This is a genomic window from Dysgonomonas sp. HGC4, from assembly GCF_001261715.1.
GTDB lineage: Bacteria > Bacteroidota > Bacteroidia > Bacteroidales > Dysgonomonadaceae > Dysgonomonas_A.
The window spans coordinates 16,126-34,889 of sequence record NZ_CVRU01000088.1 but is presented as its reverse complement, the minus strand read 5'-3'; the positions used below and the strand labels follow the sequence as shown (position 1 = coordinate 34,889).

Sequence of the window (18,764 nt, the reverse complement as noted above, 5' to 3'; positions counted from 1 at the left end):
AAAGTTTTTAGGGTGATTTTATAACATATATTATATATACATTTTGTTCTATGAAAACGTACACAAATGTCAAAGATTTAGGGGATTTAAATGCTGCTATTCAGGAAGCATTAGAAGTTAAAAAAAACAGATTTGGATATAAACATCTGGGTGAAAATAAAACCCTTTTGATGGTGTTTTTCAACTCTAGCTTGCGTACACGTTTGAGTACACAAAAGGCTGGAATGAATCTTGGAATGAATACAATGGTATTGGATATCAATCAAGGGGCATGGAAGTTGGAGACTGAAAGAGGTGTTATAATGGACGGAGATAAAACCGAACATCTGTTGGAAGCAATTCCTGTGATGGGTTGTTATTGCGATATTATAGGAGTACGTGCTTTTGCTCAATTCGAGAATAAGCAGGACGATTATGAAGAAAAGATTCTAAATCAGTTTATTAAATATTCGGGACGTCCCGTTTTCAGTATGGAAGCAGCTACAGGGCATCCTTTGCAAGCTTTTGCTGATTTGATAACTATTGAAGAGTATAAAAAGACCGCACGTCCTAAAGTTGTATTGACTTGGGCACCTCACCCAAAAGCATTGCCACAGGCTGTACCCAACTCTTTTGCTGATTTTATGAATGAGGCTGATGTTGATTTTGTAATTACTCATCCCGAAGGATACGAACTAGATCCTAAATTTGTGCGTGGTGCAAAAGTAGAGTATAATCAGGATAAAGCTTTGGAAGGAGCCGATTTTGTTTATGCTAAAAACTGGGCAGCTTATACAGATCCTAACTATGGACAGATATTAAGTAAAGACAGAGCATGGACAGTATCTACCGAAAAAATGGCTTTGACTAATAATGCTTATTTTATGCATTGTTTGCCTGTTCGTCGCAATATGATTGTAACGGATGATGTTATCGAAAGTCCACAATCGATAGTCGTTCAAGAGGCAGCTAATCGTGAGATTTCGGCACAGACCGTTATTAAACGTATGTTAGAAAGTTTATAAAACTGTTTTAAGAATAAATATTAAATATAATAAAGATGAATAGATTGTATTATTATTTACCGGTAGCCATTCTGGCAGCAGCAACTACGGTTGGTTGTAAACAGAAAGCTAACGCAGAGGAGGAGGTGCTTATGGTAGAAAGTTTAAAGATTGAGAATTTAGATACTACAGCTAATCCTGGCAGCAATTTCTATCGTTTCGCAACAGGTGGATGGTCGGATGCCAATCCTATACCAGACGAATATTCTCGTTACGGTTCATTTGATCAGTTGAGAGAAAATAATCAGAAGCAAATAAAAGATCTGATTATTGAATTGGGTAAAACTGAAAATAAACAAGGATCTACCGCTCAAAAGATCGGAGATTTGTATAAACTGGGTATGGATAGTGTGAAGCTGAACACCGATGGTGCAGCTCCTATCTTGGAGCAATTAGCTACTATTAATGCTGCTTCTACAGTAGAAGATATAATTTCTCTATCAGGAAAAATCAGACACTATACATCAGCTCCCTTCTTTGGTTTCTATGTAGGAGCCGATGATATGAATAGTTCAATGAATATAGCTCATATCTACCAAAGTGGTTTGGGATTGGGCGAACGCGAGTATTATTTGGCTACTGATGCAACATCAAAATCTTTGCGTGAAGGATATATTAAATTGATGGAAACTCAGTTTAAACATGCAGGATATACTGAGGCTGATGCAAAGGCAGCAGCTACGGCTGTTATGAAAATAGAAACAGCATTGGCTAAATCGCATTTCGAGAAAGAAAAAACACGTATCCCTGAACTTAACTATCATAAAATGCAGGTTAGTAGCCTAAATGATTCGATAGCTAAATTTAAATGGGACGAGTTTTTTGCTGCTGTAGGTGCAAAAGATTTGAAGGAACTGAATGTTTCTCAAAAAGAGCCTATTATTGCAGCCGTAAAACTTATTCAATCTACACCGGTAAAAGATTCTAAAGCATATCTTTCTTGGTGTTTAATTAATGCTGCTTCTAAATACTTAGGTGACGAGTTTGTGAATGCAAACTTTGAATTCTATGGTAAGGAAATGAGTGGTAGTAAAGTAATACAACCTCGTTGGAAAAGAACTGTAAATACAATTAATGATGCTCTAGGTGAGGAAGTCGGACAATTGTATGTTGAGAAATATTTCCCTCCAAAGGCTAAAGAGCGTATGCTTGACCTTGTGAAAAACCTTAAAGAATCGTTGAGCGAACGTATCAACAATTTGGAGTGGATGAGCAAAGAAACTAAAGCTAAGGCTCAAGAAAAATTGGGAACGTTTATCGTAAAGATTGGTTATCCTGACAAATGGAGAGATGTTTCGGCTTTAGATATTAAAGATGATAACTATTGGGCAAATATTGTTCGTGCATCTAATTTCGAGTTCGATTTTATGTTAAATAAGTTGGGTAAACCTGTTGACCGTTCAGAATGGTTAATGTCTCCTCAAACAGTTAATGCTTATTATAATCCAACTACAAACGAGATTTGTTTCCCTGCTGGTATTTTGCAACCTCCATTCTTCTATATGGATGCTGACGATGCTGTTAACTATGGCGCAATTGGTGTGGTTATTGGTCATGAAATGACTCATGGGTTTGATGATCAGGGTCGTAAGTATGACAAAAACGGTAATATGACCGACTGGTGGACAGCCGATGATGCTAAGAAATTTGAGGAGAGAGCTAAAGTATTGGCTGACCACTTCAGTAATATTGTAGTGCTGGATGATTTACATGCTAATGGTCAATTTACTTTAGGTGAAAATATTGCTGATCAAGGAGGTTTGCAAGTTTCTTACTATGCCTTTATGAAGACTAAGCAAGGACAATCGAGCGAAAAGATTGATGGATTTACTCCTCAACAACGTTTCTTCCTAGCTTACGCTAATCTGTGGGCTGGTAATATCAGAGACGCCGAAATCAGACGCTTAACAAAAATAGATCCACATGCTTTAGGCAAATGGCGTGTAGATGGTGCTTTACCTCACGTAGAGGCTTGGTATAAAGCATTCAATATAACAGAGAAAGATTCTCTTTATTTACCTATTGAAAAACGTTCTTCTATTTGGTAAGAAACAAAGACTTTATTAATAGATAGTAAAATCTCCCATGAGTTAATTTTCATGGGAGATTTTTTTTGCTCTTAATGAGTCGAATAGACTCATTTGTGAAAAAATAACACTTTTTTTGCAGAATATTCAATAAGTATTTTTAGATTTGCAGGCTATGTTATTAGAAATGTATAGCGTAAATGCACACTAATTGATTAATACTAACCATTTTATATATTTATGAAAAGATTGTTACTATCAATGTTTCTAATCAGTATGTTGGCAACTCAAGTATCTTATGCTCAGGACAGAAGTTCGGCTGATCCTATGATTCAGTTGAAAATAGAAAAGTTAAAAGCACAAGAAGCGAAGGATATAGAGAAAGCCAAAAGTAAAGCTTTAAAGAATTCTGAGAAGGCTCATAAAGAAGCTGACAAAAAAGCTCAAAAAGAGTCTGATAAAATCAGAAAAGAAGGTGATAAACGAGCTGCAAAATATCACGAGGAGTCTGAGCAAGAGATTGCAAGAATAAGACGCCATACAGCAACTAAGATTTTGGCATTATAAAAAATATGGAGTTTGTTGAGAACTGATATTTTATATTATAATAAGAAGGTTTGACTTTTAAGTCAAACCTTTTTTGTTTCTATAGGTGAATAAGATTTTAGTAATTTGATTGATCGTATAGTTTAGCTTCGGGATGTTTTGGAGGAATTGACTTTTATTTCTCGAAAAAAAAAATTATATTTGTGATAATAGCTTTCCTAATCATATAGATAAAATATATTGTATTTCTAAGAGGAATAGTATATAAAGTCTTTGTTGCTGCATTTTTCAGGCTAAGCCCATCGGGGTTTAGAGTACATGAAAGATAGTAATAAGTAAAACAGATATTTTACAAAATCGTTTGACATAAATATTATATGCCAAAATATATCAAAATAAAGAAAGGTCTGAATATTCCGATAGAAGGCGATGCACCAGAAGTTATTGTAGGTAGTGTAAAGCCATCCATCGTAAAAATTGTGCCTGATGATTTTCCTTGTCTTATTCCCAAAGTAGATGTTAAAGTAGGAGATCGAGTAAATGCTGGTACTCCAGTAATGCACGATAAACGGAACGAGCAATTAGTTTTTGTTTCGCCTGTGAGTGGTACGGTGGTGTCGGTAACACGGGGGGAGAAAAGACGACTGCTAGATATTACGATAGAAGCAGATGAAGAGATTCAACGTGATGTTTTCGATATATCGTCTATACAAGGTGACTCCGCAGAAGAAATAAAAAGTAAGTTATTAAAAGCCGGACTTTGGCCATTTATTAAGCAGCGTCCTTATGATATAATTGCAGATCCTAATAGTTCGCCTCGTGATATATTTATATCTGGATTTTCGTCTGTGCCTTTGGCTCCATCATATGATTTTATAATTGACAAAGAACCTTTGGTTTTTCAGAAAGGTATTGATACCTTATCTAAATTAACTTCAGGTAAAATATATTTAGGAGTTAGTCCTAACACTAAATCAATAGCTTTGCTTGATGCCAAAAATGTAGAGGTTTGCGAATTTGAAGGTCCACATCCTGCAGGAAATATTGGTGTACAAATCAATTCAATAAATCCTGTAAATAAAGGTGAAACAGTCTGGACTATTACTGCACCCGATGTGTTAATGATTGGTCGTTTTCTATTGAAGGGATATGTTGACTTTACTCGTCTTATTGCTTATACCGGTTCGGAGGCAGTCAAGAAAGGGTATTATTCTGTAGTTATAGGTTCGAAGTTAGATCATTTATTTGATGCTAATGTTACCAGAGGTGCTGCATTGCGCTACATTTCGGGTAATGTGTTGACTGGTAAACAGATTGATAAAGACGGTTCGCTTCATTTTTATGATTCACAAGTTACTGTTATTCCTGAGGGTGACGATAAGCATGATTTCATAGGCTGGGCTTCTCCCGGATTAAACAAAAAATATAGTGCTGGTAGTACTTATCTATCTAAATTGGTGAGTTTATTGAAGCCCAATAAAAAATACCGTTTAGATGCCCGATTAATGGGCGGACGTCGTGCTATTATTATGTCCAACGAATACGATAAGGTATTCCCTCTGGATATTCTTCCTGAACAACTTATAAAAGCCACAATAACGTATAATGTAGATAAGATGGAACAACTGGGTATATATGAAGTTGCTCCCGAAGATTTTGCTTTGTGCGAATTTGTTGATACCTCAAAACTCGAAATTCAGAAAGAGATTCGTGAAGGGCTCAATAAGTTGAAAAAAGAAATGGAATGAAGCTTCTGAGCTTCCTGTTAGTTGTAAGTTTTATAAAAAAATAGATATAACATTGAAATCATTAAGAGATCAACTGGATAATAAGATTAAGCCTCACTTTGAAAAAGGTGGTAAGCTCGAGAAATTGCATTCGTTATACGATGCAATAGATACATTTTTATATGTGCCGAGTGCTACTTCAAAAAGTGGTGTGCATATACACGATGCTTCTGATACGAAACGAACCATGTCGTTGGTTATTTTAGCCTTGGTTCCTGCATTGCTTTTTGGAATGTATAATGTCGGCTATCAGCACTATCAGGCAATAGGAGAAGTTCCTGTTTTATGGAACTGTTTTCTATTTGGCTTATTAGCTATTCTGCCCAAGATTGTAGTGTCGTATGTGGTAGGTTTGGGTATTGAAATTATTATAGCTCAGATTAAAGGGCATGAAGTACAAGAAGGTTTTCTGGTGTCGGGTATGCTGATTCCTATGATTGTACCTGTCGATCTTCCTCTATGGATGCTCGCAGTTGCTACTGCATTTGCTGTTGTTTTTGCAAAAGAAGTTTTTGGGGGAACGGGTTATAATATATTCAATGTTGCTTTGGTTGCAAGGGCATTTTTGTTCTTTGCATATCCTTCTAAAATGACGGGTGAGCATGTATTTGTTCGTGCTGAAAACAGTTTTGGTGTAGGTGATGCAAATATAGTGGATGGTATTACGCAAACGGTAGATGCTTTTTCGGGAGCTACCCCCTTATCACAAATAGAAACTGCAACAGGAAATAGTGTAACATTGGTTGATGTTACGGGGCATGTGCTTACGTATTGGGATATGTTCTTAGGACTTATTCCCGGTTCAATTGGTGAAACATCTAAATTGGCTATTCTGATAGGTGCAATTATTATGATCTTATTTGGTGTTGCTAGTTGGAAAACGATGGTATCTGTTTTTGTCGGAGGGATGGCAACGGCTCTTTTGATCAATCAATTTGCTGTAAATGCTGTGATGCAGATAACTCCTCTGGAGCATATTCTTTTAGGAGGATTTGCTTTTGGTGCCGTTTTTATGGCTACCGATCCTGTTACATCTGCACGTACCGAATCTGGAAAATGGGTGTATGGGTTTCTTATTGGAGTGATAGCCGTTTTGATCCGCGTATTCAATCCCGGCTATCCGGAAGGTATGATGTTGGCAATACTGTTTATGAATGCTTTTGCTCCTTTGATAGATTATGTTGTGGTTGGGCAAAATATTAAACGCAGAATGAGACGAGTATCTCAGAAAACTGATAAAAGTGTATGAATAGAGATAGTAATAAATATACGATCGTATTTGCGAGTATAATGGTTATTCTTGTAGCTGTTGTACTTTCTATAGTTCACGTATCATTAAAAGGGATTCAACAGAAGAATGAGGATGTCGATAAAATGTCGCAAATACTACGTTCTATTAATATAAATACAAAAGGAGAGGCATCTGAACGAAAGTTTAAAGAACTGATTCCGAATATGTATATGATAGATTTAGATGGTAATATTATTCCTAATTCTGAACAAGATGCATTTAATGCAGATATGAAAGTGGAGATGGATAAGCCTTTAAGTGAGCGCAGATACCCGGTATATGTCGCAAATTTAGAGGGTAAAACTTTATATATTCTGGCTTTGAGAGGTTCAGGATTATGGGGTGCTATGTGGGGATACATTGCTGTGCATGAAGATGGAAATACAGTATATGGAGCTGATTTTGATCACGAATCGGAGACTCCTGGCTTGGGGGCTGAAGTTTCTCACGATTGGTTTAGTGACGAATTTGTGGGAAAACACCTTTATAAGGATGGTGTTTTTAAATCAATAGCAATTGTAAAACCCGGCAAAAGCGTCTCAGACAGAGATTATGTAGATGGTATATCGGGTGGTACAATTACCAGTCATGGTGTAGATAATATGCTCTATAATACATTGGAAGGTTATAGTAAGTTTTTGGAAAATTTAAAGAAGAACTAAAATGAGTCAGCTATTATCAGATAAAACAAGGGCTATACTATTAGGTCCATTAAATAGAAAAAACCCAATTTTAGTCCAAGTATTAGGCGTTTGTTCGACCTTGGCTGTAACTACTAAACTGGAGGCATCGATAATGATGGGTGTCTGTGTAACTATTGTGGTTGCTTTTGCTAATTTATTTTTGTCTCTATTACGTAATCTTATTCCAGATAAGATTCGTATAATAGTGCAAATGGTTATAGCGGCGGCTTTAGTAACACTTGTGAGTGAATTGCTAAAAGCATATGCTTTTGATGTAAATAAACAGCTATCTGTATTTATTAGTCTTATTCTTACCAATTGTATCTTAATGGGGCGTTTAGAAGCTTTTGCTTTAGGTAACGGACCTGTTTCCTCCTTTTTAGATGGGCTTGGTAATGGTTTGGGATATGCAGTAGTACTATTTATTGTAGGTTTCATTCGCGAATTATTAGGGTCGGGCACGATATTAGAATTTGAGATTACACCTCAATCTTTTTATAATATGGGTTATATGGACAACGGATTTATGATACTTCCTCCTATGGCTCTTATAGTGGTAGCTGTGTTGATATGGATACAACGCTTCCGTAATAAAGATTTACAAGAGAGCTAATTGAGCAGAGTCTGAAAGAAGGCTTTAAAAAGCCTTAGTAAATAGATTATAAGAAAAAGAACAGAACAAATATGCAAGAGGCTATTAATATATTTATCCGATCCATTTTTATTGAGAATATGATATTTGCATACTTTTTGGGTATGTGTACATTTCTCGCTATTTCTAAGAATGTGAAAACTGCAGTAGGGCTTGGTATTGCAGTAATCTTTCTTCTTACTATAACTGTTCCCCTCAACTATTTGTTGGAGAACTATTTATTGAAACCAGGTGCTTTACAATGGTTGGGTGATGGTTTTAAAGATGTTGATTTGAGTATGTTGACATTGTTGGTGTTTATTGCTGTACTGGCATCGGTAACACAAATATTGGCTCTGCTTATCGAGAAATACAGTCCATCATTGTATGCTACTCTAGGTATATTCCTTCCTCTGCTGGCTGTTAATTGCGCCATATTTGGAGGCTCGTTATTTATGCAGCAGAAAGAGTTTCCTAATATTGGCTATGCTACAATATACGGTTTTGGATCGGGTGTGGGTTGGTTTTTGGCAATTATAGGATTAGCAGCCATACGCGAAAAACTCGAATACTCTGATATTCCTAAACCTTTGAGAGGCTTGGGGATTACTTTTATTATAACGGCATTAATGGGAATCGCTTTTATGAGCTTCTCAGGTATCAAACTTTAAGTTTTTAAACTGATTGTTTAGCTTAAATTATTTGTGCTTGCCAAAGTAATAAATTGATAGGTTTTAGACTTTAATGAATGTTTTACATTATTTACTTAATGGTATGAAACTAATTAAATACAACGAAGGCATAGTTTCTTTCAAATTGCCGATCAATTGGAAAGAAGAATATTACGATGATGGTGATGCAGCTTTTTATAGAGATGATGCAGATTCAGGAACATTGAGATTGAGTGTTCAGTCTTCAGAGGCAAAAGAAGAATATAACGAAAGCATAGAACTATCATCAGCATCGGGTATATATGTGGAAGATGGTTTTTCTTTAAAGGAAGAAGTCAAACTTACCAACGAAGGAGATCAAGATCTTCTTGTTTATTCATGGACAATAATAGTTCCTATAAACTCAAAAGGGAGAAGAACTATTCTGTTCTCATATACAATATCCGCCTCCAAGGAGGGAGAGCCTGAAATTAGTTTGGAGTTGAATTTTATAAGAAATACAATTCTTAAAGCGAGTTATTCAAAAGAAGATAATTGAAGTATTAGACTTTAAAAGATAAAAGTAAAATTTATGGTGTTTTTAATGTCATCAAGTATGTTGACAGTAATCTCAAGTGTGGTTGCATTTTTGATTCTGATTCTACTCTTTGTTATAGCCATTCTCTATTCTAAGGCAAAGTTACTTCCTTCGGGAAATGTAAGAGTGTTGGTAAACGGAGAAAAAGAGTTTCAAAGTCCCATTGGCACATCTGTACTCAGTGCTTTACAATCGCAGCAAATCTATTTGTCTTCGGCATGCGGAGGTGGAGGCACGTGTGGCGAATGCCGATGTAGAGTAGTAGAGGGTGGAGGAGAGATATTACCTACAGAAATTGGTTTTTTCTCGCGGAAGCAGCGAAAAGAGCATTGGAGATTGGGTTGCCAGACAAAAATAAAAGCTGATATGCAGATTGAAATACCTGCTGAAGTTTTTGGTGTAAAAGAGTGGGAGTGTGAGGTAGTATCCAATCACAATGTGGCTTCTTTTATCAAAGAATTTGTAGTTAGATTGCCTCAGGGTGAGCATCTTGATTTTAAACCGGGTTCGTATATCCAAATTAATATACCTAAGTATCAGCTCAATTTTACAGATTTTATTATAAAAGATCGTTTTAAATCAGAATGGGATAAATTTAAGATGTGGGATTTGGGAGTAACCAATACGGAAGAAACCATGCGGGCTTATTCTATGGCTAACTATCCTGCGGAAGGTGATATTGTAATACTTAATATACGTATTGCAACACCTCCTTTTGACAGATCAGTAGGAGGGTGGAAACAGGGCATAAAACCGGGTATTGGCTCTTCTTATATTTTCGGGCTTAAACCTGGTGATAAAGTAAGGGTGTCGGGACCTTATGGTGATTTTCATATTCTGGATACTAAAAACGAAATGTTATATATAGGAGGAGGTGCTGGTATGGCTCCACTTCGCTCGCAGTTATTGCATTTATTCAATACACTTAAAACTACTGATCGAAAAATATCATATTGGTATGGTGCCCGTTCGAAGAACGAGATTTTCTATGAAGAAGACTTTCGCCAAATAGAAAAAGAATACCCAAATTTCACTTTTAATATAGCTCTTTCAGAACCATTACCTGAGGATAACTGGACTGGTTATGTCGGCTTTATTCATCAGGTAATATATGATAACTATCTGAAAGATCATGATGCTCCCGAAGATGTTGAATATTACATGTGTGGACCGGGACCGATGGCTAATTCGGTCAAGAAGATGTTAGATGATCTGGGTGTTCCCCCAGAAATGTTATTATTCGATGATTTCGGTTGATAAAACAAAAGCCCCACTCTTTACTTTTAAAAGTGGGGCTTTATATTTTTATGATGGGTTATTCTTTTATTGAGATTTTTCCAATAGTATGAAATTTTTTTTCTCTCTTCGCTTATGCCTCCAATGGCTACTGAATAAGATCCTTCTGAAAGAGTTTTATATAAATAGATAAGAATATCATTAAGAGAGGATAGGGGTGTATCATCAAAATAAGACATTATAGCGTAAATTGAAGAATAAAATATAAGGAACTTTATTTGTTTTTATATCTTTTATTGACAAATAGTAATGATACCATTTTGATATTTGCACTGTGATACGTTTGTTGTATGTGTTTAATAACATGTTTGCTAAAATTTGTGACATAATGATATTTTATGTCTGATTTATTGCTTAAATTTGAATCATAATAATAAAACAAACATTTAATCACTTAAATAAATATCATTATGAAAGCAAATGTTTTTACTTCAGTTGTTGTTGCTCTGCTTTTATTTGCAACTAATTCTAGCGTGGTAAAAGCAGATTCGGATGCAGTATTGTATCATAATGTTGAAAAAACAGAGAATGTAGTTTCGACTACTTATTTCAAAGGAGATGTCAAGAATAATAATCTTGTGCCTTTCAAAAAGAAAGTAAACACATTAAATGAACAAGGGGCATTCGTGTCTAAGATCACTTATATATGGAATGAATCGAATAAAAATTGGACTCCTTCTAATATGATGGTTTATACCTACGATGGTACTAAGGTTATGAGTGTATCTCATTATGCTTGGAATGAAAATTCTAAAACATGGGGAGAGCCTAAAAAAGCATCTTATACCTATAATGAAAATGGAACTTCAGTGCAATAAGTGATCTTTTCACAAATTCCAGATATATAAGTAGTAGTGTTGAAAGAGTAGATGTCTCAGTGATATCTACTCTTTCTTTTTATTAACCTTGATATGATCGTCTTCTATTAGGAAAGATTCCTGATCGAGATGAAAGCGAATAACATTGATGATATCTTCTTCTTTATATCCTGATATTTCATTTATCAATTCCTCTATTGAATAATCTTTTTCACGGATTAATTCCTCTATTTGATCAGTAATATCATTGAATTTATAATTGTTGATTCCTGTATCAGACTTTGCTAGGCATACATCACACTGTCCACAATCAGAGCTCCTTTTCTCTCCAAAATAAGTGAGTAACATTCTACTGCGGCATATATCCTTTCTTTCGGCATAATCGGTTATGCCCATAATTCGTTTTTCGAATCTCGCTTTCCTTACCTCGTAGACACTTTGAGGAATGACAAGATATTTTATGGATATCCTGGGCTGTTTATAAATGATGAAAGGAGTTTTCTTGAAAGGTATATATTCTATTATTCGCTTTTTGGCAAGAACTTTAAGCATCTGATATACTTCGGTTCTGCTTTTTTGGAGATGAAAGGCTATTGTTCCTTCATTTATAGAGACATAGTCTGCGAATATACCAGTATACAATCTTAATACTATGTTTATAAGGAGCTCGTATTCTTTAGTAAATTCATACTTATAGAGTTCGTCCCTATAAATAGAGAAAATTATTCTCGATTGATTGTCTGTATCATCAGTATATTCAATATATCCAGCCAATTCGAGAATCTTCAACGCATTATGAGTCGGAATAAGTGGGTATTTGTAGATAGAGCAAAACTTTTGTAAACTGAAATCATAGGTTGAATTATGACCAAAGCCTTCGGCTATTTGAAAGAAGTAAGCGAGTGATTCGTATGTTGCAATAACAAAATCGCGTTCGGGGAACTCATCACTAATGCGTTTCTTTAATTTAGTACTGTCAGTTTTAGAGTAGAGGATAACGGCATAAGCCTTCTTTTCATCTCTACCTGCCCGTCCGGCTTCTTGATAGTATTCTTCTATCGAATTAGGTAAATCTATATGTACTACAACACGAACATCGGGCTTGTCGATTCCCATTCCGAAAGCATTGGTAGATACTATTATTCGGCATTCGTTGTCTTTCCATGCATTTTGCTTGCGTGTTTTGTCATCACTGCTTAATCCTGCATGATAAAAATCAGCTGAAAGACCATGTTGAATTAGTTCTGTTGCAATTTCTTTTGTCTTCAGTCTACTACGGACATATACTATTGCCGAGCCTTGAATCTTTGATAGAATCTTGATTAATGATTCTGTCTTATTATCACTTTCACGAACAATATAAGACAGGTTTTTCCTTTCGAAGCTTTTTCGAAATACATTTTTTTCCTTAAATCCGAGAATGTTTTGGATGTCTTCCGTCACTTCAGGTGTGGCGGTTGCTGTAAGTGCAAGTACCGGAACATTGGGTAGCTCCTTTCTTATGTCTGCAATATTCATGTATGATGGGCGAAAATCGTAACCCCATTGAGATATGCAATGTGATTCGTCAATAGCCAGAAGACATACATTCATACTACGAAGCTTGGCTTGAAATAGTTGTGTGCCTAAACGCTCGGGCGAAATATAAAGGAATTTATAATCACCTAAGATGGCATTATCTAAAGTGATCACTATCTCATTGTGAGACATACCCGAATAGATAGATAGTGCTCTTATTCCCTTTTCTTTCAGATTATCAACCTGATCTTTCATTAGGGCAATTAGAGGAGTGATAACAAGACAGATACCATCCATAGCCAAAGCCGGAACCTGAAAAGTTATAGACTTTCCACCTCCGGTAGGCATTAGACCAAGAGTGTCTTTTCCTGAAAAGACAGATTTGATGATATCTTCCTGTAAAGGTCTGAATTCTGAATATCCCCAGTATTCACGAAGTATTTTATGAAAAATATTCAATTCTGTTTTCAGAATATTTTAGAGGTTCGACATTGAACGCACTAATAGTTTGGCTTTGTTATTTTCCTTCTCTAGAGCTTTTGTGATTTTATCGTCGTTAAACTCCGAAAAGTGATAGGGGTATAGGTATACCGGCGATACTTTTTGTGCAGCATCTATAAACATATCATCTGTCATTGTATACGGAGTATTTTTGGGTAGAAAAGCAATATATGCACCTTTTTGCTGCCCCATCTCCGGAATATTTTCTGTATCACCTGCTATGTATACTTTTTCACTACCAAAGGTTAGTACATATCCGTTTCCTCTGCCTTTTGGATGATAATATTCACCATCGGGTCTTTTACTTTCAATGTTATATGCAGGAACAGCTTGAATGTCGATTCCTTCAAAGATGGTTTTGTCTCCATTATTAAGAACTTCTCCATAACCTATTGAGTCTGCGCATACTTTTGATACAATAAAACGAGTTTTAGCTTGTCTTATTTGCTCAATAGCACCCAGATCTAAATGGTCTGAATGTTCATGAGTAAGTAGAACTAAGTCTGCTTTGGGTAGCTTAGAATAATCTGCAACCTTAGAATATGGATCTACGTGTATTACTTTTCCGTTTATCTCGAACATCAAAGATGCATGTCCAACTAAAGTTACATTCAGTTCTCCTAATTTAGTAAGATAACTATCTGATGTTAATGGTTGTGATGGAGTTTCTTTCATATCACTGCTATTACTTGAAACGCTATTATTAATAGTCTCTACTTTTTTATCGCTATTGCAAGCTGTACCGATAGATAATATCGTTGCTGCTGTAAAAAACACAATTAACCCTCTCATATATTGGCTGTCATTTTATATATTAATTTTTAAAATTGTCCTTTGTCAATATCCTTTATGTATAATTGAGTGTTAGTTTTTCCGTTGTGAACGTTTTCTTCCAAAGTATAGCAAATATCGAACAGTCCATTCTTTATCATACTAAAGCTATTGCTCTGTCTGAAAGCGATACCATGCATTGGGGCATTAACTGATGAGTCTACCATATCTAGTTTGATATGCAGAGAATCTTTACCAACTAATTTGCTGTTACCATGATCTAAAACGTCTTTTGATACAAAGATTGGATTTAAATTTTCTGGACCGAATGGCGCAAACCTATCCAGATCAGAAACAAATTTATTATTTATATCAATAAATTTTAATTCAGCATTTATATCAATCTGAGGGCGCATCATCTCGGGAGCAATAAGTTCAACAGACATTGCTTCGAAGCGGCGTCTGAATTCTGATAAGTTTTCTTCCTTCAACGAAAGACCTGCTGCATAGGTATGTCCTCCAAAATTTTCGAGTATATCTTTACATGCCTCAATGGCTTTATAGACGTCAAAACCCATAACTGATCGAGCCGATCCTGTAACTAAGTTGTTAGACTTGGTAAGAACAACCGCAGGGCGGTAGTATTTTTCGGTAAGTCTTGATGCTACAATCCCAATTACACCTTTGTGCCAGTCTTTATTGAATATAACTATACTATTGATTTTTGTAATATCAAGTTCTGATTCTATAAAGTTGGTCGCTTCTTCTGTAATACGTTTATCCAGCTCGCGACGATTGGCATTATAATGGTCTATATTCTCACTCTTTAGTTTTGCATCATGGGCTGTATTTGATAAAAGCAGATCAACTGCCTCTTTTCCATTCATCATACGCCCCGAAGCATTGATACGGGGTCCTATCTTAAATACGATATCACTTACTGTGATCGATTTATCGTTTAGTCCGCAAATATCAATAATGCCTTGCAATCCCATGCTTGGGCTTGAGTTTAGTTGCTTCAGTCCATAATAAGTAAGAATACGATTTTCTCCGGTAAGAGGTACAATATCAGATGCAATACTTACAGCAACTAAATCAAGAAGGTCTAGTAATTCAGAAAAATCAATTTTGTTATTCTGTGCCAGCGCCTGTGCTAATTTAAAGCCGACTCCGCAACCAGATAAATGTTCGTAGGGATAGATTGAGTCTACTCGTTTAGCATCTACAACAGCTACAGCGTCGGGCAATGTTTCATCGGGCATGTGGTGATCACAGATAATGAAATCTATACCCTTGCTTTTTGCATATTTTACTTTCTCTATGGCTTTTATACCACAATCAAGAGCAATAATTAGTTTTACATCCGTTTCTGCTGCATAATCTATTCCTTGTTCCGATATTCCGTATCCTTCGTCATATCTATCGGGAATATAATAATCCAGATTGGTTGTAAACTTTCTTAAAAACTTATAGACTAATGCCACAGCCGTGGTTCCGTCTACATCATAATCACCGTATACCAAAATACGTTCTTTCTGTCCTAAAGCATCCTCGATTCTATCGATAGCCTTATCCATATCGGGCAAGAGAAAAGGATCGTGAAGATCTTTTAAACTTGGATGGAAGAATTTTTGAGCTTGCTCAACAGAGTTTATTCCTCGTTGAATAAGCAATTGACATAGAGCTGGGTGCATACTCAATTGAGTTGCTAGCTCATCTCTTATATCTGTTTCTTTTGGTGTAAGTGGTTTGTAATTCCATTTGTAAATCATTATATATTGTTTTTTTCTTTTCTCTGTCGGGGTAGAAGCTTCATCAAGCCTCTAATGCTCTTTGTATCAGTAGTTATTCTCTATAATAATAGAGCTGACACATTGAGGTATATCTCGTAAAGATACTATTTATATATAACACTGAATAGTGATTTTCTGTTTTTGTTCTTGAAAAAAAAATGAGAAAACCAAGATTTATTGATTAATAATTCTTTATAAGTTAATCAAAAATCGGCTACAATCTTGAAGTTTAGTTGACGTCCCGTTAAATAGTTGGGTACTGCAAATTGTTCATTAAACACATTGGTTACCCAATAGTATGAATTGGTATTATTTATTGCAAAAAGGTTAAAAATATCAACACCAAACCAAATATTTTTGAATGAACCTAAGAATGAATTATTATTTCTGATACTGAAATCTTCGCCTAAAGCTTGCCATGCAAAGCCAATATCAACCCTGCGATAGGCAGGTGTGCGGAAGAAGCCTTTTTCGAAGAATCCCGAGTTGGGTGCAGTTTGTGGCAATCCTTGTGAAAGGTGTCCTCTAAGATTCATTGTTAGACGTTCTATTCCAGGGAAATAGTCTTGGAAAAACAGAGAGAAGTTATATCCCTGATCGGTAGGTAGTGGTGCTTTTATACCATTTACCGTTTGTTGGGTTTTCATTAAAGAGAAGCTTATCCAACTATCGGAGCCTTTTACAAACTCACCAAATAGTTTCATATCCCATCCCATGGCATATCCAGTTCCCGAATTTTCTCCTGAATATCTAATTTTTACGTTGTCAACAGTGTATGGAACTAAATCTGATAACTTTTTATAATACACCTCACTTGTAAATTTAAAAGGACGATCCATTGATTTAAATTTATAATCGCCTCCTAATATGAAGTGTATAGACTTTTGTGATTTTATATCTTTATTAAGCTCTACTACCGAATTCTGACCTGTTGTTACTATCTTCTGGTATTCGCGATAAAAAGGAGCTTGATAATAAATACCTGTCGCAAAACGTAGAGTAATATCCCTCTTGGTATCGGGTATAAGTGCTATTGATGCACGAGGGCTTATAATGGTTTCGTCATTGAATGTCCAATGACTGGCTCTTATACCTGCATTGATGTATATGATGTTATCTCCAGAAGTGAATTGATAGGTATCTTGCAAGAAGCCCGAATATCTGTTGCTATTAATTATATTATCTGATCTAAGATTAGAATATACGCTCACCACATCTCCGAGGTTAGGAAGGGAGTGACCTGCCGAATCGCGAACACTCCACTCTTTTATTTGGTCGTCTATTTTTTCTTGTTGAATTGTCATACCCCAACGTAGAGCATGTTTACCAAATTTGAATGAACCTAAATGACGAATATTCGAGACATCTATATTCAGATTATTACGTGCATGTTCCAGATATGACCCTACTCCTAATAAATTACCGTTGTCTCCTTCTGATCCGTTGGATGAAAGACCTAGATCGGTGAGTTTATATTCTCCGCTTATATCATAACGTTCGTATTCTCGTGATGAAAAGGCCGATCCCATAAATTCTACTTCGAGATTATCGGTCAATTTGCCTTTCATGCTTAATGCTCCGAAATAGGTGAGGAATTTGTCGTTCTCCCAACCATCAAAATAAACTGTGAAATCTTTGGCATTGGCTGCCGAACCAAAGCGTGTTTGACGACTTTGCGGTGTGAATTTATAAACGTTGCTCGATATATTACCTAAGAAACTGACTTCCCATTTCGACGATAAGCCTAGAGTCATATAAGTTTGTGCATCCACAAAAGTGGGGTCATACTCTGCGTTTGTATCTAATGTGCCGAGTAAAGCCCGTGTTGTTTTATATCTGAATCCGGTAATTTGAGAAAAACGTCCGCTCGAACTTCCTATATAAGCATTTGCTCCAAGTAGGCTTCCTGCTACTGAGGCTTCAAAAGCTTGTGGTTTCTTATAGGTAATATCAAGAGCAGAAGCCATCCTGTCTCCATATGCAGCCTCAAAACCTCCTGTTGAGAATTTAACTTCTTTAGCCATGTTTGGGTTTATAAAGCTAAGCCCTTCTTGCTGTCCCGAACGAATAAGAAGAGGTCGATATACCTCTATTCCGTTTACATATACAATATTTTCATCGTAGTTACCGCCACGTACTGAGTATTGCGAACTCATTTCGTTAGTATTACTTACACCTGGTCCTAGGGCAAGAATAGATTCAATGCTTCCTCCGGAAGGGTCTGTCAATAGATTACTCTTACCTATTTCTATTTTACCCATGGTAGTTGTTTGACCTTTTTCACCGAGAATAGTTACTTCCTCTAATACTGTTTCGCGCATCATCATATTGATAGTCATATTTCCGATGATTTTGGCTATCTTCTTTTCGGATGTTTGATAACCTACTCGTGAAAAAACAATGACAATAGAGTCACCTACTGGTACTGAAATCTGATACTTTCCTTGATTATTAGTGAAAACCCCGAGTGATGAACCTTGCATTGATACACTTACAAAATCTACAGGGCTATTATCGAAATTGGTAACAGTACCGCTAATCTTTGCCTGCTGAGCTGATAGATTAAGAGTAAGTAAAAGAAACGCTAAGATTGTAGATATCGGATGTTTAATCATTTTTTGCTTAGAATGAGTTTCTGTAAATCCCTTAGATAAGGAGATTCAATAATGCCCAAAGTTAATTTATATTTTAGAATTTAAATAAGGAGAATGGGTGAGATTGTCTGTTCTTATTAAAAAAGTTAGTTTTGTTCATCTTTTCTTATTGAAATTATCTATTGGTAATATGTCTGTGTATCTTATTTTTAAGTGT

15 protein-coding genes are annotated in these 18,764 nt (G+C 35.8%); 11 read left to right on the top strand and 4 right to left on the bottom strand.

Annotated elements, in window-relative coordinates:
• The first annotated feature begins 50 nt into the window (after window positions 1–50).
• From HGC4_RS09005 to HGC4_RS08955, 11 genes are all read left to right on the top strand, one after another.
• Complete coding sequence (locus HGC4_RS09005) at window positions 51–1,004, top strand: N-acetylornithine carbamoyltransferase (RefSeq protein ID WP_050709802.1); 954 nt, start codon at window positions 51–53, stop codon at window positions 1,002–1,004.
• Between the two features lie 35 nt (window positions 1,005–1,039).
• Window positions 1,040–3,091 carry a M13 family metallopeptidase gene (locus tag HGC4_RS09000; RefSeq protein WP_050709801.1) on the top strand — a complete coding sequence of 684 codons (2,052 nt, stop codon included), beginning with the start codon at window positions 1,040–1,042 and terminating at the stop codon, window positions 3,089–3,091.
• Between the two features lie 219 nt (window positions 3,092–3,310).
• Entirely contained in the window at window positions 3,311–3,637 is a 327-nt protein-coding gene (locus HGC4_RS08995) for a hypothetical protein (RefSeq protein WP_157258206.1), read from the top strand.
• Window positions 3,638–3,993: 356 nt separating this feature from the next.
• Entirely contained in the window at window positions 3,994–5,364 is a 1,371-nt protein-coding gene (locus HGC4_RS08990) for a Na(+)-translocating NADH-quinone reductase subunit A (RefSeq protein ID WP_050709799.1), read from the top strand.
• Between the two features lie 52 nt (window positions 5,365–5,416).
• Window positions 5,417–6,652 carry an NADH:ubiquinone reductase (Na(+)-transporting) subunit B gene (locus HGC4_RS08985; protein ID WP_050709798.1) on the top strand — a complete coding sequence of 412 codons (1,236 nt, stop codon included), beginning with the start codon at window positions 5,417–5,419 and terminating at the stop codon, window positions 6,650–6,652.
• A complete protein-coding gene (nqrC, locus tag HGC4_RS08980; protein WP_050709797.1) occupies window positions 6,649–7,356 on the top strand; it encodes an NADH:ubiquinone reductase (Na(+)-transporting) subunit C in 708 nt (235 codons plus the stop codon). Before HGC4_RS08985 ends, nqrC begins: the two co-directional genes overlap by 4 nt.
• Window position 7,357: 1 nt before the next feature.
• Entirely contained in the window at window positions 7,358–7,990 is a 633-nt protein-coding gene (locus HGC4_RS08975) for an NADH:ubiquinone reductase (Na(+)-transporting) subunit D (RefSeq protein WP_050709796.1), read from the top strand.
• A 71-nt stretch (window positions 7,991–8,061) separates the two neighbouring features.
• Window positions 8,062–8,679, top strand: coding sequence for an NADH:ubiquinone reductase (Na(+)-transporting) subunit E (gene nqrE, locus HGC4_RS08970; RefSeq protein WP_050709795.1), 618 nt, complete (start codon window positions 8,062–8,064; stop codon window positions 8,677–8,679).
• A gap of 103 nt (window positions 8,680–8,782) precedes the next feature.
• Window positions 8,783–9,217, top strand: a complete 435-nt coding sequence (locus HGC4_RS08965; protein ID WP_157258204.1) for a hypothetical protein — start codon at window positions 8,783–8,785, stop codon at window positions 9,215–9,217.
• A gap of 45 nt (window positions 9,218–9,262) precedes the next feature.
• Window positions 9,263–10,513 (top strand): NADH:ubiquinone reductase (Na(+)-transporting) subunit F, encoded by a 1,251-nt coding sequence (gene nqrF / locus HGC4_RS08960; RefSeq protein WP_050709793.1) that lies wholly within the window; start codon window positions 9,263–9,265, stop codon window positions 10,511–10,513.
• A gap of 449 nt (window positions 10,514–10,962) precedes the next feature.
• Window positions 10,963–11,370 (top strand): DUF3836 domain-containing protein, encoded by a 408-nt coding sequence (locus HGC4_RS08955; RefSeq protein WP_050709792.1) that lies wholly within the window; start codon window positions 10,963–10,965, stop codon window positions 11,368–11,370.
• 66 nt (window positions 11,371–11,436) lie between these two features.
• On the opposite strand, the gene HGC4_RS08950 is transcribed toward HGC4_RS08955, so the two are convergent.
• From HGC4_RS08950 to HGC4_RS08935, 4 genes are all read right to left on the bottom strand, one after another.
• On the bottom strand, window positions 11,437–13,347 hold the full coding sequence (locus HGC4_RS08950) for a RecQ family ATP-dependent DNA helicase (protein ID WP_050709791.1): 1,911 nt from the start codon (window positions 13,345–13,347) through the stop codon (window positions 11,437–11,439).
• An 18-nt stretch (window positions 13,348–13,365) separates the two neighbouring features.
• Window positions 13,366–14,181, bottom strand: a complete 816-nt coding sequence (locus HGC4_RS08945; protein ID WP_082204124.1) for an MBL fold metallo-hydrolase — start codon at window positions 14,179–14,181, stop codon at window positions 13,366–13,368.
• A 29-nt stretch (window positions 14,182–14,210) separates the two neighbouring features.
• Window positions 14,211–15,932: a single-stranded-DNA-specific exonuclease RecJ gene (recJ, locus tag HGC4_RS08940; protein ID WP_050709790.1), complete on the bottom strand. Its 1,722-nt coding sequence runs from the start codon at window positions 15,930–15,932 to the stop codon at window positions 14,211–14,213.
• Between the two features lie 224 nt (window positions 15,933–16,156).
• Entirely contained in the window at window positions 16,157–18,568 is a 2,412-nt protein-coding gene (locus HGC4_RS08935) for a TonB-dependent receptor (protein WP_050709789.1), read from the bottom strand.
• Window positions 18,569–18,764: the final 196 nt, after the last annotated feature.